This is a genomic window from Corynebacterium diphtheriae (assembly GCF_001457455.1).
Classification (GTDB): domain Bacteria; phylum Actinomycetota; class Actinomycetes; order Mycobacteriales; family Mycobacteriaceae; genus Corynebacterium; species Corynebacterium diphtheriae.
In genome coordinates, this window is record NZ_LN831026.1 from 784,607 (window position 1) to 806,391 (window position 21,785).

The window sequence follows — 21,785 nt, forward strand, 5'->3', positions numbered from 1 at the left end:
TTACTGGCTGTTAATCAGCAACCATGGGGAGCAGCTCAAATTCGGGGTGCTCTTTTTCGATGAAGGCGAGTTTCCACTTGTCGCCAAACAGTGCAACCAGTTCGCCGTCGGTACGCGTGAAGATCTCCACGCCGCGTTGTTTTGCCAGCTCTGTAGCTGTTTCTGGGGTGGTGCGACGAGCAACAGAGTATGGGATGGGATCGGCAACGGTTTCTACGTTGTACTCGTTTTGCATACGAGCCATCATGACCTCGAACTGCATGGGGCCAACAGCAGCCATGACGGGGGCGGCGTCGCCACGCGCATCATTTTTCAGGATCTGAACAACGCCTTCAGCTGCCAACTGATCCAATGCCTTACGGAACTGTTTGTATTTTCCTAGCGACTTTGCGCGCAGTGTGCGGAAGTGCTCTGGAGCGAACTGTGGCATCGGAGGATACTGAACCTTACGACCAGCAAAGATAGTGTCGCCAGGAGCCAACGATCCCGCGTTAACAAGACCCACGATATCGCCAGGAAACGCCGATTCCACAGTCGAACGGGTACGGCCGAACACAGTCAGGGCGTACTTCGTGGAAAAACTACGCCCAGATTGTGCATGCGTTACCTGCATGCCACGGTCGAACTCGCCAGAAACCACACGCATAAACGCCAAGGAGTCGCGGTGATTTTTGTCCATACCAGCCTGGACTTTAAACACAACGCCAGAGAACTCGTCAGTAACTTCCCGTGAGGAATCAAAAGCACCAGTTGCGGCCTCTACGGCACGCTCATCTGATTCTCGGCCATGCGGCTGCGGTGCGAGCTCGCAGAGAGTATCCAAAATCTGATGCACACCGAAGTTCAACATGGCAGAGGCAAAGATCAGCGGTGAGGTGGTGCACTCCAAGAAGAGCTCTTGATTATGCACAGCCCCATCCGCCGCCAGTAATTCGACTTCTTCAGCAGCAGTGTCCCATGCCGTTTCCTCACGGGAGGAGGCTTCCTCCGGCGTGTAGTGCTCCTCTGGGGCAATGGTGGATCCACCAGCGGTGCGCAGGAATCGAATGTATTCTTCTGCTTCACCATCGGGGTTAATGCGTGCAAGACCGCGGAAATCACCGGCGTCGCCAACCGGCCAAAACAGGGGAGTAGGTTGGAGATCGATTTCGGTGACGATTTCGTCGACAAGCTCGAGCGGAGTACGGCCAGGGCGGTCCCACTTGTTGATCACAGTAATGATCGGCAAACCGCGGGCCTTACATACACGGAAAAGTTTGAGAGTTTGCGGCTCGAGACCTTTGGCTGCGTCGATAAGCATGACTGCCGCATCAACTGCGGTCAGCACACGGTACGTATCCTCAGAGAAATCAGCGTGACCGGGGGTATCCACCAAGTTGATCATGAACGGTTCGCCAGAATGGCCCTCGGGGGCATACTCAAACTGCAGCGCAGACGAAGCGATCGAAATACCACGATCCTTTTCCATCTCCATCCAGTCAGAGACAGTCGCCTTACGATTACCCTTGCCGTGCACCGCGCCAGCTTCGCTGATCACATGCGCATGCAACGCCAACGCCTCCGTCAGCGTTGACTTACCAGCATCAGGGTGAGCGATAACAGCAAATGTACGACGGCGATGGGCTTCTTGCGCAACAGAACTCATGAGGAAATATCTTAGCCCCAGCTCACCCCAAGCTGCGAACTCAGATCATCGAAAACACGAGAAGCAACCTTGGGATTTCGCGCAATCGGACGCTGCCAGCCTGCCGAAAGTTTGTTGTTGTAATACATCCCCGACTCCACCTCCTCCGTGAGGAAACGAACCAACAATCGGCCACCAGCATCAGGAGAATCAAACCGCTTTCCGATCGCGCCCGAATACAACCGCCCCAATACCCCCGACGTTCCCTGCGCAAAACCCGTAGCCAGAACACCAGGGTGGAATGCCACCGAACGCAGACCATGCGCATGGAAATAACGAGTCATCAAAATATCGCCCAGTTTTGCATTGCCGTAGGCCCTCTCAGACGAAAACCCCCGTGAGGAATCAGGATCATCCGGACGAAACCACGACATCAACATATTAGCTATCGACGCCGTCTGAACCACCGTTGCAGCCTCCAATTGCGGACGCAATAACGACGTCAACAAAAACGGTGCCACCACATTGACCTGCCATGTCCGCTCCCACCCGTCACGAGTGAAAACGGGGCCGTCGAAAAGCCCGCCCGCATTATTCGCCAACCCATCAATACGCGGCAGATCACCAAGCTCCGCAGCCAACCGGCTCACCTGACCCAAATCCTCAAAATCCGCCACATGAAAACGCACCCCGCACTCACGCGCAACAGCCTGTGTCTTTACCGGATTACGACCAACAATGATCACACGATCACCAGGAAATTGACGACGCAGCCGCCGTACCGCAGCAGCCCCAATCCCATCCGAAGCGCCAGTAACAATAAAGGTGCGTTCACTCATCATGGAAGCGATTCTAACCTCATCCGCCTCTTAATCAACGACGATGAATCTCATTCTGAGCCACACTCACACCCCGCTCAACCACAAGACGAACCGCATCCGCCCCACAACGAACCGCGGCATCAAAATCTGCACCAGAATCCAACGCACCAAGCACATAATCCGGCACAGTTTCCCCACGGGGAGGACGGCCAATCCCCACACGAATCCGCACATAATCACGAGTGCCCAACCATTGCGACACCGACTTCAACCCATTGTGGCCATTCTCATTACCACCCACCTTCACACGAACCTTATGCGCCGGCAGATCCAATTCATCATGAACCACAACAACATGATCCGGCGACACCCCATACTCTTGGACAATTGGCCCCACAGCCTCACCGGACGTGTTCATAAACGTCGACGATCGCACCACCAACACGCGGCGACCCCCAACCTCAATGACAGCACCAGACGCCTTAAACCCCCGCAGCGGCAACAACCCAACAGCCCCCAACAATTCATCAATCACCATATAACCCACGTTATGGCGTGTCGACGCATACCGAACCCCAGGATTACCCAATCCCACAACAACCCAATCCACAGGCTCGGCCCCCGACAAACCCGATTGGCCAACACCACGAATACGAGCGACAACATCACTAAAAAATCCCATGGCCTAAGTCTGGCACACCTCCCCGTGGGGAAAAGAAAGGCATCCATTATCCCAGAAATGGGCAGCCCGTGGGGAACAAAAAAGGGGGAAGAGCCGTAAGTGTGAATAACTCTCCCCCGTGGGGAAACGTCGAAAGGCGGGATGTGGAATTTTTCTGCTGAACAAATTCTGAAAAACGTTACAGTCCGAGCCTATGAGCATTACCGCACAGCTGGCTGCGCTCGCGGGCCATGGGATCGAATTAGCGAAGGAAATCTTCGCTCACGGGACGAGTCTGAAATCCAAAGAGGACCTTGCCGCTGTTTTGGGCTTCGATCCGACTCGCGTGGGGCGCTATCAGAAAACAGCGAAAGCGCTTTTTGGTCCCACGGACCAGCCACAGCTGCGAGCTCAGGCTATTGACATCGCTCAAAAGAACAATTTCAGCATTGATGTGTTGGCACTGATTAACTGCAAAGTAGGGCGGCTTGCTGACGCCCCTCTCCGTGAGGAATTTCGCCTCGAACTTCACCGGTTTGCTGTTGATAATGGGTATACAGCGATCAAACAATTCGCCAACGATCAACTCGAAAAGCGTAATGGCCCTAATCCTGCGCGTCAGCATTCTCTACGGTATGCGAGGTTTTCCCATCACCCCGATGCCAATGGCATGCGATACCTCATTACGAGCTTGCCTGATGAAACGATGACGGCGATCGAAGCGAAACTCGTCGATAAGGCAAAAACCCGCAAAAGCGACACAATCTCCATGCAACAAGCGCTTGCCGACGCACTTTCCGATGCATTGCTTGGCGATTTTCCGGTGTCCCAGTCATCGCGTCCTCTCCGTGAGGGACTCATCATGATTCCCGCCGATGGCTGGCGTCACGTGGGGGATCAGTGGCTAGTTTCTACGGATGGGGCGAAGATTCACGCTTCTGAGCTTGCTGATCATTTACTTGCGGATTTCGGATATGCCATCGTCTACGACGAAATGGCAGAGCCTGTGGATCTTTATCGAACGCAGCGCTTTGCTAATGACAAACAGCGTTTGATTCTTACAGCTGATCAACTGTTGTGCGCGGATCCGCAGTGTACCCGTGCTGCGTATCGCGGCCAGGCTCATCACATCGAGGCTTGGAAAAACGGTGGCGACACGAATCTGAAGAATCTTTGTCTAACATGCGGTCCACATAATGCACTCAACGATGACGACCATGCCAAAGGGAAGCACAAAAACGGCCACTACGTGAGGGATAAACACAACGGCCGGATTGGATGGCAGCCCCCAGATCCTACGAAATCGATTCGTTTCAACAATCACGTGTTGGCCCAGAAGTCTGCACGCTCGTGGGCAATCAGGCATTTCGGGCTGTGATATCTTTTCGCCTATGGACTTAGCGAAATTGCGATCAAAAGCCGCCAAAGGCAAGCACAAAAAGAAATGCTGCAAGTCCAATCCGCGTTGCAAAACTTGCCCAGTTGTACTGCACCGACTCAAAAAATCCGGCGCCCTCAAGCTTGACGACGCCGCCCTCAAACAAGCTTTAACTAAAGCTCGGAAGTGGTAATCCTCTCCACCTCGTCTGCCGCATCTGCGCACACAATTGGCAATTCAGACTGCTCAATTTTAGAAAAAGGCTTCAGTACAAAACTTTTCGGAGCCATCCGCCCTGGTGGACGACCGATTCCTATTCCGCCACGGATATAATCCTTTGTTCCCAAAGCCTGCGTGATTGACTTCAACCCGTTGTGCCCGTGGTCCCCACCCCCGTGGCGAAACTTGATGGCACCGAACTCCAAGTCTAAGTCGTCGTATAAGACAACGATGCGATCTCTATCTACCGTAAAGAAATCCGCGAGTTTCCTCACGGAAGGGCCCGTAAGATTCATAAACGCGCGCGGCTTTGCGACGATAACCTTCTGCGTTCCCAACCGAGTTTCTGCCACTAGCGTGTTGGTCTTTTTATGCACGGTAAGCGTGGCTGGCATGGGACTGGTTCTCGTGAGGAGTTCGTCGATAGCCATGTAACCGATGTTATGGCGTGTTTTTGTGTATTCCGGTCCTGGGTTTCCAAGGCCGACGATCAGATATGGCGAAGTCACAAAGGTATTGTGGCAGCAAAAAGCCGGCCTGTACAAAACAGGCCGGCTTCGAGAGTTTTTACTCTTCGCCTTCTGCAGCTGGAGCTTCTTCGGCGTCTTCGCCTTCAGTCTCTTCTGCTTCTTCAGCAACTTCTTCATGGTTGACGGAAGCAATAACGGTTTCAGCGTCTGCAACCAAGGAGGTGTTGGCTGGCATTGCGAGGTCGCCTGCGAGAACCTTGGAATCTACGTCGAGGCCCTCGACGGAGAAGGTGATCTCTTCTGGGATGGAGAGAACGTCTGCCTCAACGAGGACAACGTCAGCATCCTGAACCAAGGTGGTGCCTGGTGCGGTCTCACCGGTGAGAACCACAGGAACCTCGACCTCAACCTTTTCGCCGCGTTTGATGGCGAGGAGGTCAACGTGGTCAGCGTTGAGGGTCAAGACGTTCTGATCAACGTGCTTGATCATGGTGAGGTGCTTCTCGCCCTCGATGTCGAGCTCGATGATGGCGTTAACGCCGTGCGCGCGGAGAACAGCGTGCAGCTCGAGACGGTTGATGGAGAAGTGGATTGGAGCCTCAACGTCTACGCCGTAGATGACGCCAGGAACCTGACCTGCAACGCGGAGACGACGAGCGAAGCCCTTGCCGAATTCGTTACGGGGTTGTGCAGCAATGGTGGTGTAATCAGCCATGTGATAACTCCTTGTCGTTGGTATTTTTCGACCGCAGTATCACGCCTAAAGTGCACGAGGAATGATAAAGCCTGCGGTCAACTCGAAAATGTCGTCGTCGAGTCTTCGCAGGCAAACAAAGCTTTTGAATACTATCGCGTCGATAACGGCTTTGATGTTTCAGAGAAATTCGCAGCCCTCGCCGAGACGGACGAAACAATACCACAACGTGCGGTTTTCTATCAACTAACTTGCTGGAGGATGCTTACGGAGAGAGGAGCGACCGTCCACGAGTTCGTTTCAATCTGTTTGTCCGTGGGGAACACATGGTCGTCGAGAAGCACTGCGAAGTATCCCTCCGTGGGGATCGAGCGTGGTTGCGTTGAAAAGTTAATGGCGACTGTTGTTTGTTTCCCCACGGAGTAGGTGAGGAAGTCACCGCTCACGAGCGTTGCTTCGTAGAGCTCGTTGATGTCGTCGTATTCGGTGGGGAACAGCTCGGTGTGTGTTTTTCTGAAGTTGTTGAGGTCGCGAAGGAGTTGGACGCTGTGGGGGTGTTGTGCGGCGCGGTCGTAGTCGATGGCGTTGATGTGGTCGGGTGAGTTGTAGGAGTTTTCGGTGTTGTTTTTTGTGCGGGCGAATTCTTGTCCTGCGTGGATGAAGGTGATTCCGCAGGCGAGGTATTGGATGGTGGTGGCGAGTTGGCAGCGTCGGATGAGCTCGTCGTGAGGCGTGTTGGGTAGGAGGAGGTGGAGGCGGTCGTAGAGGGTGTGGTTGTCGTGGGCTTCGATGTAGTTGACGGTGTGATTGGCGCTGGTGAAGTTGAGTCCTGGGAGGTGTTGGGCGCCTTTGATGTTGTTGAAGAGGGTCCACATGTGTTTGGGGTTGTGGTCGCCGGTGAGTAGTCCGCGGGAGTTGGAGTGGAATGTGCTTCCTTTGAGGGTGTCGCGGAGGGAGTCGTTGAAGTGGGCGATGCGTGGCATGTGGGCGGCGTTGTGTTGGTTGGCTGGGAGGATGTGTGGTGGGTGGTTGCCGAGGTTCCAGCCTTCGCCGAGGATGATGATGGAGGGGTCGATGGCGTCGAGGGCTGTGCGGATGGCGTTCATGGTGTCGACGTCGTGGATGCCCATGAGGTCGAATCGGAAGCCGTCGAGGCCGTATTCGGTGGCCCAGTGGGTGACGGAGTCGATGATGAATTTGCGCATCATGGGGTTTTCGGAGGCGGTTTCGTTGCCGCAGAAGGTGCCGTCGTGGAAGGCGCCGTCGTCGGTCATGCGGAAGTAGTGACCGGGGGCGGTGCGTTCGAGTGGGGAGGTGGTGGTGTCGTAGACGTGGTTGTAGACGACGTCCATGATGACGCGCAGGCCTGCGTCGTGAAGCGTGCGGATGGTGTGTTTGAGTTCGTCGATGCGCGTGAAGGGGTCGTTGGAGTTGCTGGAGTAGGAGCCTTCGGGCGCGTTGTAATTCATGGGGTCGTAGCCCCAGTTGTATTGGGCGTTGTAGCTAAGGTCGCCGGTTTCGTCGACGGAGCCGAAGTCGAAGATGGGCAGGAGCTGGATGTGGGTGACCCCGAGGCTCAGGATGTAGTCGAGGCCGCTGGGGTTGCCAGCGGTGGTGTGGGTGTCGCGTTCGGTGAGTCCTAGGAAGCGGCCTTTGTTGTGGATTCCGCTGTTGGGAGCGATGCTGAGGTCGCGTACGTGTGCTTCATAAATGATGGCGTCGGTGGGTTCGCTAAAGGACGGCATGCGGGGCACGGGATGAGATTGCGTGACGACGACCCCATGCGTTCCGTTCGCCGTGACCGCCCGAGCATAGGGGTCTACTGATTCTATCGTTTCCCCACGGAGGGAAAGACGGTAACTATACCGTTGACCGTGGCGATCGCCCTTTAGTTTCGCCTCCCATGCCCCATCGCCGATGGGGTGCATGCTCACGGTGTGGTTTTCGATGAGGAGGTCAGCGGTTGCGGCGTCGGGAGACCAGACTCGAAAACAGGTGTCCCCGTGGGGAGTGAGGAAGGCGCCGAGTTGGCCGGTGTAGGAGTTGGTTGTGGTCATGGTGGGGTTCTCCTTCCCGTGGGGAAACTGTGCAGTTGTTTATTGTCTCATGATGGGTGGGTAGAGTGAGAAAAATCCCGCGTGCGAGGTACTCGCGCGCGGGATTGTGTGTTCCGTGAGAGGTTAAGCTTGGCCCTCGAAGAGGGTGGTCACAGAGCCGTTTTCGAAAATTTCGTGGATGGTCTTTGCCAGCAGTGGTGCGATGGACAAGACGGTGAGGTTGTCCCAGCCTTCGGTGGACTGTGGCAGGGTGTCGGTGGTGATGACTTCCTTGGCGCCGCACTGGGAGAGGCGTTCGCGGGCTGGGCCGGAGAATACGCCGTGGGTGCAGGCGATGATGACGTCTTCGGCACCGGCGTCGCGAAGGACTCCGACTGCGCCGGCGATGGTTCCGCCGGTGTCGATCATGTCGTCGAGGAGGATGGCGGTCTTGCCGGCTACGTCGCCGACAACGCGGTTGGCGACGACTTCGTTGGCTACGTCGACGGAGCGGGTCTTGTGGACGAATGCCATGGGGGCATCGCCAAGGGTGTTAGCCCATTTTTCGGCGACCTTAACACGGCCTGCGTCTGGGGAGACGACAACGACGTTGTCGAGATCGTACTTGCCCTTGATATAGTCCGTGAGGATTGGCATCGCGTGCATGTGGTCGACTGGACCGTCGAAGAAGCCTTGGATCTGGTCAGTGTGCAGGTCGACGGAGACGATGCGGTCAGCGCCGGCGGTGCGGAGCAAATCTGCGACGAGGCGAGCGGAGATGGGCTCGCGGCCGCGGTGCTTCTTGTCCTGACGTGCGTAAGGGTAGAACGGCAGGATTGCGGTGATGCGCTTGGCGGATCCACGCTTGAGGGCGTCGATCATGATGAGCTGCTCCATCAGCCACTTGTTGAGTGGCTGGGTGTGTGACTGGAGGACGAATGCGTCGCAGCCACGGACGGACTCTTCGAAGCGGACGAAGATTTCACCGTTGGCAAAGTCGCGTGCGGTGGTGGGGGTGATTTCTACGCCCAGTTCCTTTGCGACGGCGTCGGCAAGCTCTGGGTGGGCGCGACCAGTTAATACCATCAAATTCTTCTGGTTCGCGGTCCAGTTGTGCGAAGTCATGTTTTCGCTTAACCTTCCTTGGTTTCGTGGGCATGTGCCTGACGGGCGGCATCGGCAGCTGGAGTGCCGGGGCGGTTTTTTTCCACCCAGCCTTCAATGTTGCGTTGTTTGCCGCCGGAGACGACGAGTGCTCCCGCGGGAACATCCTCTTTAATTACTGTACCTGCTCCAGAGTATGCGCCGTCGCCCACGGTGACTGGAGCGATAAACATGGTGTCGGAGCCGGTGCGTACATGGGAGCCAATCGTGGTGTGATGCTTGTTCACACCGTCGTAGTTTACGAAGACGCTGGAGGCACCAATGTTGGACTCTTCACCTACCGTGGCATCGCCAATGTAGGTCAGGTGTGGCACTTTGGAACCGCGTCCAATCTGGGCATTCTTGGCTTCGACGAAGCCACCGAGTTTGCCGTTTTCGCCCACAACGGTCCCAGGACGGATGTAGGTGAAGGGGCCAATGTTGGCGTGGGCGCCGATGCGTGAATCGAATCCGTGGGTGCGAATCACATGTGCGTCTTCGTCAATGACCATGTTGGTCAAGGTGGTGTCGGGGCCAAGCACACAGTTATCCGCGATGCTGGTATTCCCCAAAAGTTGGGTCCCCGGATGGATGATAACGTCGCGTCCGATGGTGACTTCGGAGTCGATCCACGTGGTGTCGGGATCGACGATGGTGGCACCGTTACGCATGGCATCTTCGACGAGACGCTGATTCAGGATTTTTCCTGCTTGGGCGAGCTGAACGCGATCGTTGACTCCGGCGAGTTCACGGTGATCGTGTGCGCGGTATGCGCGAACGGGGTGGCCTTCGGTGCGTGCGATGCTTAAAACATCGGTGAGGTAGAGCTCGCCTTGGGCGTTGTTGGAATCCAGTTTGCCGAGGCTGGATCGCAAAATGGCGGCATCGAAAGCAAAAACACCAGAGTTGACTTCGGTGATCTTGAGGGTTTCTTCATCACCGTCTTTTTGCTCAACAATGGCGGTGACTTCTCCTTCTTCGTTGCGTACGATGCGGCCATAGCCGGTGGGATCGCTCAGCGACATGGTGAGCACGGTGACGGCCGTGGGGACGGCGGTGTGGGCGTCGACAAGCGAGCGAAGCGTTTCTGATCGCAACAATGGAACATCGCCGTTAGTGACCACGACAGTGCCTTCGAAGCCTTCGAGTTCGTGCATCGCGCATTGAACCGCATGGCCAGTGCCGTTTTGTTGCTCTTGGACCGCTACGGAGATTTCGCAGCCCACGGTGGCGGCAACGGCCTCGACCTCGGGGCGGACTTGCTCACGACGATGTCCGATAACTGCCACGATGCGCTGTGGGCTTAATCCTGCTGCTGCGTGCAGGGAATGCGCCAGCAGCGAACGGCCACCGATCGAGTGCAAAGTTTTTTGTTTTGCGGATTTCATTCGGGTGCCAGCTCCGGCCGCTAACACGATCACTGCGCTGGAATGAGGATTGCTCACAGGTGACATACTCCTTGGAGAGGCAAAGTCTGGTGGCTGTCTATTCCATCGCCACCGCGTCTGATAATTAGTGTGCCGTACTAGCTTATAGCGATGACTCAGTGCACGAAAGCTCACGCGCCACTGCAACCAATTGTGCGGCAGTAGGAGGAAGGGCTCGTGGCCCTGACCACACAGCAGTCAGGGGACGGGTGAGGTCGATTCCCTCCGTGGGGATTCGTTTAAGTGATCCTGCAGCTAGATCGTCTTTGACTACCGTATGCGATAAAACTGTTGGAGCTGATCCGGAAAGGACAGCGGATCGAACCGCAGCATTTGATGACACTTCTAATTTGATCAGCGGCGGTTGTCCCAAGGCGCGTTCGAGACAGATGCGTGTACCTGATCCTTTTTCGCGGGTGATGAGTGCGGTGGTAGATAGATCGGTGATGGTGACGTGGTCGAGCTGTGTCATGGGGTGATCGGGTGTGCACACCACGATGAGCTCGTCGTGGGCAACCACACTGTGATGGATTCCGGCGCTAAATTCTGGGGCTTCGATAAATCCGAGGTCCCATTGGCGGCGGTGGATGCCAGCGACTACTTCTGAACTATTGGTGGTGGTTAGTGCTAGTACTGAGCCTTCCCAAACATGAAGCCAGTGTGGGAGTAGGTGATCGGCGATGGTGTTGCTGGCAGCGATTCGTAGCCCCACGGGGGAGTCACCGAGGTTTCGAGAGGCGGCTTCGAGGTCGTGGTAGCCGCGGATGATGGTGCGTGCGTGTTGGACCACGATTTGTCCGGCTGCGTTGAGGGTGGTGCCTTGGGGGCCGCGGTCGAGGAGTTGGGCTCCGAGGCGATGTTCGGCACGGCTGAGGGATCGGCTGGCATTTGCTTGCGACGTGCCCACGATGTCCGCAGCGGCGCTCACGCTGCCGTATTCGTCGACTGCGATGAGTAGTGCGAGAGCTGTGGGCTCGACAAAAGTTTTCACATTGGCCACTCTACCAATGGCTATATCCGGTGCACATGGGGGAGTGAATAACGTGTGTTACCACTGTCGTATCAATGCGTGCCACAGTAATGATTCGTGAATAATAACCCGCTTGATTCTTCTTCTCAGCCACAACATCTTCCACTGCCTGGGCCTGGTCCCGTGTGGTTCCCCTCGGTGATGGGTACGGGCATTTTGGCGAACTTGTTGCAGATTCACGCTGAACGTCTGCCTGGTGCACATGATCTGGCTTTGGCAATCCTCATCGTGGCGTGGGCATTGCTGTTATTTTTAAGCGTTGGTTTTATTGTTCGTGTGATGCGGGATCCGCAGGTTTTTACGGCTTCGGTTCGTGCGATGACGGCGCTACCGTTTTGGTCCACAGTGTCGATGGGCTATTTGTCTGTGGGGTCGGCGTCCACAGTGGTCATTCCGTCATATTTGCCGCAGTGGCACGATTCGATTTGGGTAGTAAATACGTGGATGTGGGTGTTTGGAACTGTCGTCGGCGTATCTACGGCGCTAGTTTTTGCGTTCCGACTTATTGGAGTAGATCGTGGTGATCCCACGACTGTGTGGGGGCTGGCAGTAGTGGCGCCGATGGTGTCGTCGACTACTGGCGCTAATTTGGCTGCGCACGTTCCCCACGGGGTGGTGTTGTGGCTGCAGGTGGCCTCGGCGGCGTGTTTCTTCTTGTCGTTTTATGCGGGTGCTGTGATTTTCTCGTGTGTGTATCACCACTTTTGGCGAGTTGCTACGATCCCTGTTGCTGCTTCGGCATCAGCATGGATTCCGCTGGGCATGGTAGGCCAGTCGACTGCGGCTGCTCAGGCGATGGCGTTGCAAGCAGAACACGTCCTTGTTCAGGGGTTTGGGCAGTCGGTTCATCAGATTGCGCACACCTATGGCTGGATTATGGTTGTCGTAGGTATTCCCATGGTGGCGTGGGCGTGTGCGATTACGCTTCGCGGTTTTCGTAAGCGTATGCCGTTTAGCCCTGGTTGGTGGGCGTTGACGTTCCCCATCGGTACTTTGGCGTTGGGGGCTACGTTGCTTGGTGCGGGTACTCAGATTCAACCCTTGGTGTGGCTGGGTGCGGTGGGGACGTTGTGCCTTGTGGGGACGGTGACGTTGTGCTTGGTGGCGTCGGCACGCGCGGTGCTGCGTGGGTAGCTGATCTCCGTATGATGGGGGCTTGTGAAGTACTTTATGGGTCCACATGTATGGCAGCGCACGATTGCTGATCTTGAAGCGCTGGGGCATCAGCGCGTCGATACGCTTGAGCATGCTGAGGCTTACATCAATACGGAGTCGCGTCCGCTGCGGATCCCTACAATCCCAGATTCAGTTAGTTTTGTGCAGCATTGTTTTACAGGCGTTAATCAGCTTATCGACGCCCATGTGATCACCGATACTGGGGTTCGCTGGGCAAATATGGCTGGTGGCTTTGCACAACCGGTTGCTGAATCCGCCTTGGGGCTTATGCTTTCGCAGGCACATCACCATAAGGCTTTTGCGCTTGCAGGAACGTGGCGGGTAGCCCGCGATCTTGATCGAAGCCAGCAGTGGCTACATTCGGTAGGGGAGCCGCGTTGCGTGGTGATCTTTGGTGCGGGCGGAATCGCTAAAGAACTGATCCGTCTCTTAGAACCTTTTGGCATGCATGTGATTGCGGTGAACCGTTCTGGTCGCAGCGTGGCGGGTGCTGATGAAACCTTCGCTATGAAAGATGCGCATGCGCTCTGGTCGCGTGGGGATTTTATTGTCAATATTTTGCCGCTTACCCAAGAAACCAAAGGGCTAGTTGATCGCGATGTGTTTGCACAGATGAAGCCTTCTGCGATCTTTATCAACGTAGGCCGTGGTGCCACTGTTGTAACCGACGACCTTGTCGATGCCCTCCAACGAGGCGTTATCGCTGGTGCTGGCTTAGAAGTGGTCGACCCCGAGCCGTTACCAGATTCTCACGCGTTACACAGCATGCCGAACTGTACGATCACTCCGCATATGGCAGCTTCTGATCATGTAGCCGAACTTCATGTGGCGCGGATTTTTGATGCGAATGCCCAAGCTTTTACCCGTGGGGAAACGATGCCAACGGAGGTGAATCCGCACTTAGGTTATTAGGCGCAGGTGTGTACGGTTAACTCTTATGCAATGGCGTCTTTTTACTCGGCCGAATCAGGTTCCTCCACGCATGGTGACGTGGTCGTGGCTTGCGCCGGCCACTCCCTCGGTTAGTCGTGACTGTTTGCCACCTCGTGGATGGGGTTCGGGGCCGAAGGCAGCATGGTCAATATTGTGGATGTACCCGTGGGTGAGTATCTACACGGTTGCAGTGATGATCGCTTCATCGCTGGCGTCGGTGGGAGTGTCGGCGGTGATAGGCCGCGCGGTTGACGGCACGCTAGGCAGTGGAACGCTTGCCGACGCTCTAGCTCCGATGGCTGGTGTCGCAGCATTTTTATGGATGGTGTACCTGTGTCAGTCCACCGCTGATGCAGTGACTGAGATCGCTATTCAGCGCGGTGTTCACCATGTGCGTTTCGCGCTGGTGCGACGTCTTTCTACCTCTCATCCGAGCGATCTCACCCCAGGTCAGCTGTTAAATACCGTGGACGAGGATGTCCAACAGTTGGTCAGCGTGAAGCAGAATTTCAGTTTTCCCGTGGCCATGTTTGCCTATCTTTTGGGCACCGTGGTGGCCATTGCGCAGTTTTCGCTTCCACTGGGCGCGGCCGTGCTAGGAGGTGGCGTGGCCACGGCGGCAGTGTCTTATTTCACGGGTAAGGCGATTACAAAAGTTTCTGGTCAGCGGCGCAATATGGAGTCCGAGTCGGTGTCGTTGGCTACAGATTTAGCCCAAGGTGGGCGCGTGGTTCGAGGTCTGGGCGCGGTCGATGCTAGTGAACAGCGTTTCGACGCTGCCACTGCGGCCGCGTTGGCGGTCATGCTTCAAGACGCGAAGGTGTCTTCCATTACCACCTTGATTCGCCAAATGATCCCGATGATTTTTACTCTCGCGGTGCTGTCCTACGGCGGATGGCTCACGATGCATGGGGACATTTCTTCGGGACAGTTCCTCACAGTAACGCTGCTTGCCGTTCCAGCACTTTCGATTACGGGATATTCGTTGGGATTTCTTACCGACTTCTGGGCACGCGCGGTTGCCAGCGGACGTCGTATTAACAAGCTGTCGGAGCAACTGGCCCAACCTCGCCACGGGGAAGCACAGCGCAGTATCCACGTTGACTCTGGACTCACAGTTTGGGCGCCTACGACTCCTCGTGCACGAGAAACAGTGCACGAACTTACGGAACACCTCGTCCAGCACCGTGGAGCTATTGCTGCACCGCACGCTGTCAGTGTTTTCCAAGGCACGCTTACCGACAACATCGATCCGTTACAGCAGCTTTCGTCTGAAGAAATAGAGCAGGTGATTGAGGCTAGTTGTAGTACCGATGTAGTGAAACGCCTTGGTGGCGTTCCCCACGGGGGAGTGCCGAGTGCCCTTATCGGAGAATCCGGCCTCAACTTGTCTGGCGGCCAACGCCAACGTGTCGCCCTAGCGCGGGTATTGGGGATGAATCCAGAGATTTTGATTCTGGATGAGCCCACAACGGGGCTCGATGCTGTGACTCTTGATCGCGTGACGGCACATGTGAAGGAGTTTCGTCAAGGAAAGACCACGATTGTGATTACGACTTCGCGGGCGTGGGCAGCGGTGGCTGACACGGTTATTGATGATAAGGAGCTGGCATAAATGGCTACGGGTACTGAGTCTGCGCTGCTGCAGCCGGCGTCGATACGCGAAATCGGTGCCTTTTTGGCTACCTTGCCGTCTCGTCCGAGGTTGACATGGTGGGCGTTGCTTATAGGTAATTTTGCGGTAGCGCTAACGGCCATGGTGGTGACGTCGTCTGCTATCGGTGCGCTTGTCGACATCATCAATGGGATTGAACGTTTCCCATTCGGAACAGGGCAGCGCGCCTTTTGGCTGATGATAGTCGTTATCGCTACGGGATTGTTCCTCGATACGGTCGGTCGTGCTTATGGCCAATATATCGTGAGCTCGCGAGCCCGACTGTTGAGCGTAGATGTTCGTCGCTCATGCTTGGTATCGGCTCTGCGCGCGCCTATCCCCGACATTGTCGCGCTGGGAACCGGAAACGTGATTACTCGGTTGACCAAAGACATTGACGAGGCAGTGCGTATCGCAAATATGATCGGCGTGCGCCTTATTATCACCTGCCTTATGTTCCCTTTTACGTTTGTGGCGTTAGGGCTCATCCACTGGGGCTTTGTGGTGGCATTCATCGTTGTCATGCTGGCGATCTACCCCTTCGCCAAAGCAAACCTCGCGCTTCTTCCTACAGCAACCAACAGCTTTTCTGATGCTGAGGCGCAACGCAACAACTTGCTTTTAGACACCATCAAAGGGCTCCCCACGCTGCGTGCGTTGGGACTACGCGACTGGGCTACACGGCGTTTAGAACACACCTCGTGGCAAACAGTAATCAAAGCTGCTGACCGCATGCCGCTAGTAACACGATTGCTACGACACGGCACTATCGCCTATACCTCGATTGTGGTGGTGTGCTTTTGCATCGCAACGTGGCTAACCCACAATGGCCACATCACCTTTGGTCAAGCAACCGCGGCCATCACATTGGTGTCACGCATGGAAATGCACGTGTTTAACGTGATGTTTTTCTCCGGTGACATTCAAAACGCTTTGACCAGCCTCGGTCGTGCGGTCCGCCTTGCTACCTTGAACCAACAACACACCAAACCCACCCCAGCGGATCTTCGCACCCCGCCGACGGTAAGCGTTCGTGATCTCACCTTTGCATACCCCAGTGGTGCGACCGTGTTTAATTCCATCAACCTCACCTTGGCTGCCGGAACGACCACGGCACTCGTTGGGGCATCTGGTGCCGGAAAATCCACACTAGCTGGAATTATCGCAGGGCTTCAGCGTCCCACTAGTGGGCACGTCTATATCGGCGATCACGCAACCGACACTATCGACGACGCCTGGACCTCGCGACACGTGGCACTTATTAGTCAAGAAGTACATATCTTCGCCGGTACGCTTCGCGACGACCTCTCGATGGCCAAACCCGAAGCAAGTGATGCAGACATCCTCGATGCTCTCGCCGAAGTCGGATTGCATCCGCAATCAGCCATGTGGCAACGCTGGCTCCCACATGGCCTCGACACCATGGTCGGCGCAGGAGCTGCAGAGCTTGCACCTGAAATCCAACAACAGATTAGTCTGGCCCGCATCATTTTGTTGCAACCTCCGGTGCTCATCATGGATGAAGCTACCGCCGAAGCAGGCAGCGAAAATGCACGGCAGCTTGAAGCCGCAGCAACAGCGGTCGCCCGAGGGCGTACCTCGCTGATCGTTGCTCACCGGTTGGACCAAGCACAGTTGGCTGATCGCATCATCGTGATGGATAACGGTGAGATTGTGGAGGACGGCACACACGACTTCCTTCTAGAGGCTGGGGGCCGTTATGCAGAGCTGTTTAAAAAATGGCAATAGGAGATGGGCGTAATTTTGCTGTTAGTGGGGCAGATTTCCCATGAGAACAAAAAGTATGTAGGATACCTTTCCGGAAGTAGTCAGCACTCCTGGATACTACCTTTCCCCATGGTGTAATCGGCAACACTACGGTTTTTGGTACCGTCATTCTAGGTTCGAGTCCTGGTGGGGAAGCATTTCGATCCCATCGAATCGTGTAGATTCGGTGGGATTTTTGCATGGCGCATAGGTCTGCAGTGTCCGTGCTCCTCTAGGAGGTAGGCTGAATAATTATGGTTCGACAGCGGATGAGTGGCATTCAGCGCCGTGAGCAATTGATCGCGATTGGTCGCGAGGTATTTGCTGAGCGTGGTTTTGATGGTGCAAGCATGGAGGAAATCGCAGCTCGCGCTGGGGTATCCAAGCCTGTGGTGTACGAGCACTTTGGCGGCAAAGAGGGTTTATATGCCGTGATTGTGGATCGTGAGATGGTGAAACTCCAATCGGTCATCACCGATTCCATGCAGACGGGGCGTTCACGTGCTCGCATTGAGCAAGCGGTGGTCGCGTTGTTGACGTATGTTGAGGAAGAAACGGATGCGTTTCAGATCTTGGTGCGGGACATGAAAGCAGGTCAAGATCATAGCTATTCCACCTTGCTTAACGACGCAGTCGAGCAGGTTTCTCATATCCTCGGTCAAGCATTTGAGCGTTCTGGATTAAATCCGAAGAATGCGACGTTGTATGCCCAAGCGCTGGTGGGCATGGTTTCTATGACTGCGCAGTGGTGGTTGGACCGTCGTAAAGAACCCAATGCGGCGACGAAAGAGCAGGTCGCTGCTCACATCGTAAATCTGTGCTGGAACGGGCTTGCCGGAATGGAAGCAAACCCGCAGTTGTCTAACATTGATAGTCCTCCAGAGACGTTGGGCGCCCACTAATACTCGCTAGACTCACTGAATCGTTTCCTCACGAAGGGAGGGCATGTTCGTGCCTGATAAATCCGTGCCTGCGGCACAACCACCAATGCTTGCTGGTTTGCTCAAAGTTGCTGCCACCGATCCAAAAATCAAGGGACTGCTTCAGCATGTAGGCGAACCCCATCTGCATATCACAGGCATCGATCAGGCACGGCCGTGGGCGATTGCTGCGTTGGCACACCGCGCCCCAGTGCTTGTGGTGACGGCTACGGGGCGTGAGGCAGAGGACTTATCTGCTGAGCTGCGTGCCATGTTGGGGGAAAAGGTGACGTGGTTTCCGGCATGGGAGACGTTGCCGCATGAACGCTTGAGCCCAGGTGCTGATATTGCTGGTCAGCGAGCACGTATCTTGTCGCATATTGCAGACTATTCAGTGGTGGTGACGGCTGCGCGTGGCTTCAGCCAGCCGATTGTTTCACAGGTTGCTGGTCGAGATCCTTTGGTGTTGGAAGTTGATTCCGAATGCAGTTTGGAAGAAGCAACACAGCAGTTGGTGTTTCGGGCTTATCACCATGTGGATTTGGTGGCTAAGCGTGGTGAATTTGCGACGCGCGGCGGCATTTTGGATGTGTTTCCCACAACGGCTCAGCATCCAGTACGCGTGGAATTTTGGGGCGATGAGGTTTCAGAAATCCGTGGATTCCAGGTTGCTGATCAGCGTGCGATTCCTGATTCGGATGTGTCGCGGGTAGAGGTTTTCCCAGCGAGAGAACTGCCTATTACCCAAGAAATTGCGCAACGTGCAGCTGAGCTCGCTGTGAAGTTTCAAGGAAACCCAACGTTGCAGGAGCTACTGGCTAAAATTTCTGACTCTATCCCGTCAGATGGCATGGAGGCCTTGATCCCAGCGTTGGTTGATCAACCCATGGTTACCCTTGCTGAGCTTATGCCCGAAAACACCCATATTGTGGTGGTCGGTCCCGAAAAGATTCGTACTCGTGTAGCAGATCTTCAAGCTACGGATGCCGAGTTTTTGGCGGCTGGTTGGGAGGCTGCTGCTATGGGCGCTGATGCTCCCGTGGCAACGCGTGGCCTCGATCTTGATGCCAGCTCGTATCGCTCCTATGAATCGCTGGAAAAGACAGCACAGAAGCACACCATGCCATGGTGGACTTTTGCGCCACCTGGCATGTTTGAAACCTCAGACGGCGACACCCTCCCGTTGGAATTTGAGCCGGGACCTACGCCGCGTGGCGATCTCGAACAGATCGATCAGATGATGGCTCTGCTACTTGCACATACGCGCGACGGCGGTGCGGCAGCCTTTATTGCTCCTGCTCAAGGCGCTATTAAGCGCATGGTGGAACGCTTTAAGGAACAAGGAATCCCCACGAAGGTGGCAACACCTGGCTGGCAGCCAACCTTGGGTGAAGTGACACTGTATCAGGCGATGAGCCATGCAGGTTTGGTATTTCCCAAGGTACGAAAGCAACCTGGGAAGCCTGCATTGCCGCTGGTGGTGATCACAGAAACTGACCTTACCGGTAACCGAGTTGGTGACATTGCTGGTGCGAAGCGTCGCCCAGCCAAGCGCCGCCACCGTGTGGACCCGCTTGCTTTGAAAACCGGCGACTATGTGGTCCATGAAACCCATGGCATCGGTCGGTTCCTCAAGATGACCGAGCGTGTGATTCAGTCCGGTGATGAGACTTCGCGGCGCGAATACATCGTGTTGGAATACGCGGCGTCGAAACGCGGGCAGCCAGCAGATCAACTGTATGTGCCTATGGATTCCCTCGACATGCTGAGTAAATATGTCGGCGGTGAAAAACCTACCCTTTCTAAAATGGGTGGCTCGGACTGGAAGAACACCAAAAGGAAAGCTCGCGCAGCGGTGCGAGAAATCGCTGGTGAACTAGTCGAGCTGTATGCCAAGCGGCAATCCGCGCCGGGGCATGCGTTTGCACCTGATTCCCCGTGGCAGCACGAGATGGAAGATAACTTCCCCTATGTGGAAACCGAAGATCAGATGCTTGCTATTGACGCGGTGAAAGCGGACATGGAGAAGCCTTCGCCAATGGACCGCGTGGTGGTCGGTGACGTAGGTTATGGCAAAACCGAAGTTGCTGTGCGTGCGGCATTCAAGGCGGTACAAGATGGTCGTCAAGTCGTGGTGCTTGTTCCTACAACCTTGCTGGCCCAACAGCATTTGAGCACCTTTGAAGAACGCATGGCAGGATTCCCCGTGACGATCAAGGGGCTGAGCCGTTTTACCTCTCCTAGTGAATCAAAGGAGATCCTTAAAGGGCTTGCCGACGGCTCCGTTGACATTGTGATCGGTACGCACCGCCTGCTGCAAACAGGTGTGCAGTGGAAAAATCTGGGCCTTGTCATCGTGGACGAGGAGCAGCGTTTTGGTGTTGAACACAAGGAACACATCAAAGCATTGCGTACCCATGTGGACGTGCTCACGATGTCGGCAACTCCGATCCCGCGCACTTTGGAGATGTCGATGGCGGGTATCCGTGAGATGTCGACCATTTTGACCCCGCCAGAAGATCGACACCCAATTTTGACCTACGTGGGCGCCCAAGAAGATAAACAAGTAGCGGCAGCCATTAGGCGTGAGCTGCTTCGTGATGGCCAAGTTTTCTATGTGCATAACAAAGTCTCTGACATCGAGAAAAAGGCTCGGGAACTGCGTGAACTCGTATCGGAAGCACGCATTGTGGTGGCGCATGGGCAAATGAGCGAAGAGTTACTAGAGCAAACTGTTCAGGGATTCTGGGATCGTGAATACGATGTTCTGGTCTGTACCACGATTGTTGAAACCGGTCTCGACATCGCGAACGCCAACACGCTTATCGTGGAAAATGCTCACCACATGGGTCTGTCGCAGCTGCACCAGTTGCGTGGGCGCGTAGGGCGTTCCCGCGAGCGGGGTTACGCTTACTTCTTGTATCCCAAGGGTGCCACGTTGACGGAAAACTCCTATGACCGTCTTGCTACGATCGCGCAAAACAACGATCTTGGTGCTGGTATGGCGGTGGCCATGAAAGACTTGGAAATGCGCGGTGCCGGCAATGTGTTGGGCGCGCAACAGTCTGGTCATATCGCCGGAGTGGGCTTTGACCTGTATGTTCGTTTGGTGGGAGAAGCGGTCGAGGCATACCGTGCGCTAGCAGATGGCAAGGTTGCCGATGCCACGGAGCAGGGGCCGAAGGAGATCCGCATCGATTTGCCTGTCGACGCCCACATCCCCGAGGACTACATCAACTCAGAACGATTGCGCCTTGAGGTCTATCGTAAACTTGCCGCCTCGGCCAATGATAAGGACTTGGCGCTTGTGGTTGAGGAAATGAAAGACCGCTTCGGTCCCGTTCCCCACGAGGTAAGGCGGCTGCTGGCGGTGTCGCGCCTGCGTCACTTAGCACGCGCGACAGGGCTAAGCGATATTGGTGTGCAGGGCACACGCATCAAGCTGCACCCAGTGGAATTGACTGATTCTAAGCAGGTGCGTCTCAAGCGTCTGGCACCGTCTGCTACATATCGCGCTGCTGCTAAGGCCATCCAGGTGCCATTTCCTAAAGAAGGCGCGAAGGTAACGGACAAACAGCTTCGCGATGTTGAACTATTGCAGTGGGTTGCTGACTTTATAGCGGAGATGTTTGAACACGATCGTGTATCTGTGACAGGGGAGAAGCTGCCGGATAAAGTGATCTCGGTGGCGCAGCCCATGAGCCCTGCTGCGGCGCGTGCGGAGCGCGTAGCGCAACGGGCAGCGGCGCGCAGACAAGCGCGAAATGACGATGAGGACTACGAAGATCGTAGAGAAGCGCGACGTAGGAAATACCGTATGCGTTAATCGTTG

17 protein-coding genes are annotated in these 21,785 nt (G+C 55.5%); 8 read left to right on the forward strand and 9 right to left on the reverse strand.

Annotated elements, in window-relative coordinates:
- Positions 1-10: 10 nt before the first annotated feature.
- The 3 genes from AT687_RS03870 to pth (AT687_RS03880) are packed head-to-tail and all read right to left on the reverse strand — an operon-like array spanning position 11 to position 3,127.
- On the reverse strand, positions 11-1,645 hold the full coding sequence (locus AT687_RS03870; RefSeq protein ID WP_010934649.1) for a peptide chain release factor 3: 1,635 nt from the start codon (positions 1,643-1,645) through the stop codon (positions 11-13).
- An 11-nt stretch (positions 1,646-1,656) separates the two neighbouring features.
- Positions 1,657-2,466, reverse strand: a complete 810-nt coding sequence (locus AT687_RS03875) for an SDR family NAD(P)-dependent oxidoreductase (protein ID WP_014303167.1) — start codon at positions 2,464-2,466, stop codon at positions 1,657-1,659.
- Positions 2,467-2,497: 31 nt separating this feature from the next.
- On the reverse strand, positions 2,498-3,127 hold the full coding sequence (pth, locus tag AT687_RS03880) for an aminoacyl-tRNA hydrolase (RefSeq protein WP_014318858.1): 630 nt from the start codon (positions 3,125-3,127) through the stop codon (positions 2,498-2,500).
- A gap of 193 nt (positions 3,128-3,320) precedes the next feature.
- On the opposite strand from pth (AT687_RS03880), the gene AT687_RS03885 reads away from it, so the two are divergent.
- Both AT687_RS03885 and AT687_RS12935 read left to right on the forward strand, forming a co-directional pair.
- Positions 3,321-4,484, forward strand: a complete 1,164-nt coding sequence (locus AT687_RS03885) for an HNH endonuclease signature motif containing protein (RefSeq protein WP_014318859.1) — start codon at positions 3,321-3,323, stop codon at positions 4,482-4,484.
- A gap of 13 nt (positions 4,485-4,497) precedes the next feature.
- A complete protein-coding gene (locus tag AT687_RS12935; protein ID WP_071569904.1) occupies positions 4,498-4,677 on the forward strand; it encodes a hypothetical protein in 180 nt (59 codons plus the stop codon).
- Here the strand turns inward: AT687_RS12935 and pth (AT687_RS03890) are convergent.
- From pth (AT687_RS03890) to AT687_RS03915, 6 genes are all read right to left on the reverse strand, one after another.
- Positions 4,658-5,212 (reverse strand): aminoacyl-tRNA hydrolase, encoded by a 555-nt coding sequence (gene pth, locus AT687_RS03890; protein ID WP_014317749.1) that lies wholly within the window; start codon positions 5,210-5,212, stop codon positions 4,658-4,660. The genes AT687_RS12935 and pth (AT687_RS03890) overlap by 20 nt on opposite strands.
- 58 nt (positions 5,213-5,270) lie before the next feature.
- A complete protein-coding gene (locus AT687_RS03895; RefSeq protein ID WP_003850802.1) occupies positions 5,271-5,888 on the reverse strand; it encodes a 50S ribosomal protein L25/general stress protein Ctc in 618 nt (205 codons plus the stop codon).
- A gap of 221 nt (positions 5,889-6,109) precedes the next feature.
- Complete coding sequence (pulA, locus tag AT687_RS03900; protein WP_014318860.1) at positions 6,110-7,924, reverse strand: type I pullulanase; 1,815 nt, start codon at positions 7,922-7,924, stop codon at positions 6,110-6,112.
- 123 nt (positions 7,925-8,047) lie between these two features.
- On the reverse strand, positions 8,048-9,028 hold the full coding sequence (locus tag AT687_RS03905; protein WP_014310239.1) for a ribose-phosphate diphosphokinase: 981 nt from the start codon (positions 9,026-9,028) through the stop codon (positions 8,048-8,050).
- Between the two features lie 8 nt (positions 9,029-9,036).
- On the reverse strand, positions 9,037-10,500 hold the full coding sequence (glmU, locus tag AT687_RS03910) for a bifunctional UDP-N-acetylglucosamine diphosphorylase/glucosamine-1-phosphate N-acetyltransferase GlmU (RefSeq protein ID WP_041740469.1): 1,464 nt from the start codon (positions 10,498-10,500) through the stop codon (positions 9,037-9,039).
- A gap of 76 nt (positions 10,501-10,576) precedes the next feature.
- Entirely contained in the window at positions 10,577-11,473 is an 897-nt protein-coding gene (locus tag AT687_RS03915) for a LysR family transcriptional regulator (RefSeq protein WP_014318861.1), read from the reverse strand.
- Positions 11,474-11,560: 87 nt separating this feature from the next.
- On the opposite strand from AT687_RS03915, the gene AT687_RS03920 reads away from it, so the two are divergent.
- From AT687_RS03920 to mfd, 6 genes are all read left to right on the forward strand, one after another.
- Positions 11,561-12,637 carry a TDT family transporter gene (locus AT687_RS03920; protein ID WP_014318862.1) on the forward strand — a complete coding sequence of 359 codons (1,077 nt, stop codon included), beginning with the start codon at positions 11,561-11,563 and terminating at the stop codon, positions 12,635-12,637.
- Positions 12,638-12,661: 24 nt separating this feature from the next.
- Positions 12,662-13,591: a D-isomer specific 2-hydroxyacid dehydrogenase family protein gene (locus AT687_RS03925; RefSeq protein WP_014318863.1), complete on the forward strand. Its 930-nt coding sequence runs from the start codon at positions 12,662-12,664 to the stop codon at positions 13,589-13,591.
- Between the two features lie 70 nt (positions 13,592-13,661).
- On the forward strand, positions 13,662-15,227 hold the full coding sequence (locus tag AT687_RS03930; RefSeq protein ID WP_014318864.1) for an ABC transporter transmembrane domain-containing protein: 1,566 nt from the start codon (positions 13,662-13,664) through the stop codon (positions 15,225-15,227).
- Positions 15,228-17,015 carry an ABC transporter ATP-binding protein gene (locus AT687_RS03935; RefSeq protein ID WP_003850814.1) on the forward strand — a complete coding sequence of 596 codons (1,788 nt, stop codon included), beginning with the start codon at positions 15,228-15,230 and terminating at the stop codon, positions 17,013-17,015.
- A 272-nt stretch (positions 17,016-17,287) separates the two neighbouring features.
- Positions 17,288-17,935 (forward strand): TetR/AcrR family transcriptional regulator, encoded by a 648-nt coding sequence (locus AT687_RS03940; RefSeq protein WP_014318865.1) that lies wholly within the window; start codon positions 17,288-17,290, stop codon positions 17,933-17,935.
- Between the two features lie 43 nt (positions 17,936-17,978).
- The gene (gene mfd / locus AT687_RS03945) at positions 17,979-21,779 is read left to right on the forward strand and encodes a transcription-repair coupling factor (protein WP_014318866.1); all 3,801 of its coding nucleotides are present in this window, start codon (positions 17,979-17,981) and stop codon (positions 21,777-21,779) included.
- Positions 21,780-21,785: the final 6 nt, after the last annotated feature.

Excerpts from the sequence above, each read along its gene's own strand:
- AT687_RS03870 (WP_010934649.1), bottom strand. The coding sequence starts at position 1,645 with ATGAGTTCTGTTGCGCAAGAAGCCCATCGCCGTCGTACATTTGCTGTT.
- AT687_RS03875 (WP_014303167.1), bottom strand. The coding sequence starts at position 2,466 with ATGATGAGTGAACGCACCTTTATTGTTACTGGCGCTTCGGATGGGATT.
- pth (WP_014318858.1), bottom strand. The coding sequence starts at position 3,127 with ATGGGATTTTTTAGTGATGTTGTCGCTCGTATTCGTGGTGTTGGCCAA.
- AT687_RS03885 (WP_014318859.1), top strand. The coding sequence starts at position 3,321 with ATGAGCATTACCGCACAGCTGGCTGCGCTCGCGGGCCATGGGATCGAA.
- AT687_RS12935 (WP_071569904.1), top strand. The coding sequence starts at position 4,498 with ATGGACTTAGCGAAATTGCGATCAAAAGCCGCCAAAGGCAAGCACAAA.
- AT687_RS03895 (WP_003850802.1), bottom strand. The coding sequence starts at position 5,888 with ATGGCTGATTACACCACCATTGCTGCACAACCCCGTAACGAATTCGGC.
- pulA (WP_014318860.1), bottom strand. The coding sequence starts at position 7,924 with ATGACCACAACCAACTCCTACACCGGCCAACTCGGCGCCTTCCTCACT.
- AT687_RS03905 (WP_014310239.1), bottom strand. The coding sequence starts at position 9,028 with ATGACTTCGCACAACTGGACCGCGAACCAGAAGAATTTGATGGTATTA.
- glmU (WP_041740469.1), bottom strand. The coding sequence starts at position 10,500 with ATGTCACCTGTGAGCAATCCTCATTCCAGCGCAGTGATCGTGTTAGCG.
- AT687_RS03930 (WP_014318864.1), top strand. The coding sequence starts at position 13,662 with ATGGTGACGTGGTCGTGGCTTGCGCCGGCCACTCCCTCGGTTAGTCGT.
- AT687_RS03935 (WP_003850814.1), top strand. The coding sequence starts at position 15,228 with ATGGCTACGGGTACTGAGTCTGCGCTGCTGCAGCCGGCGTCGATACGC.
- AT687_RS03940 (WP_014318865.1), top strand. The coding sequence starts at position 17,288 with ATGGTTCGACAGCGGATGAGTGGCATTCAGCGCCGTGAGCAATTGATC.
- mfd (WP_014318866.1), top strand. The coding sequence starts at position 17,979 with ATGTTCGTGCCTGATAAATCCGTGCCTGCGGCACAACCACCAATGCTT.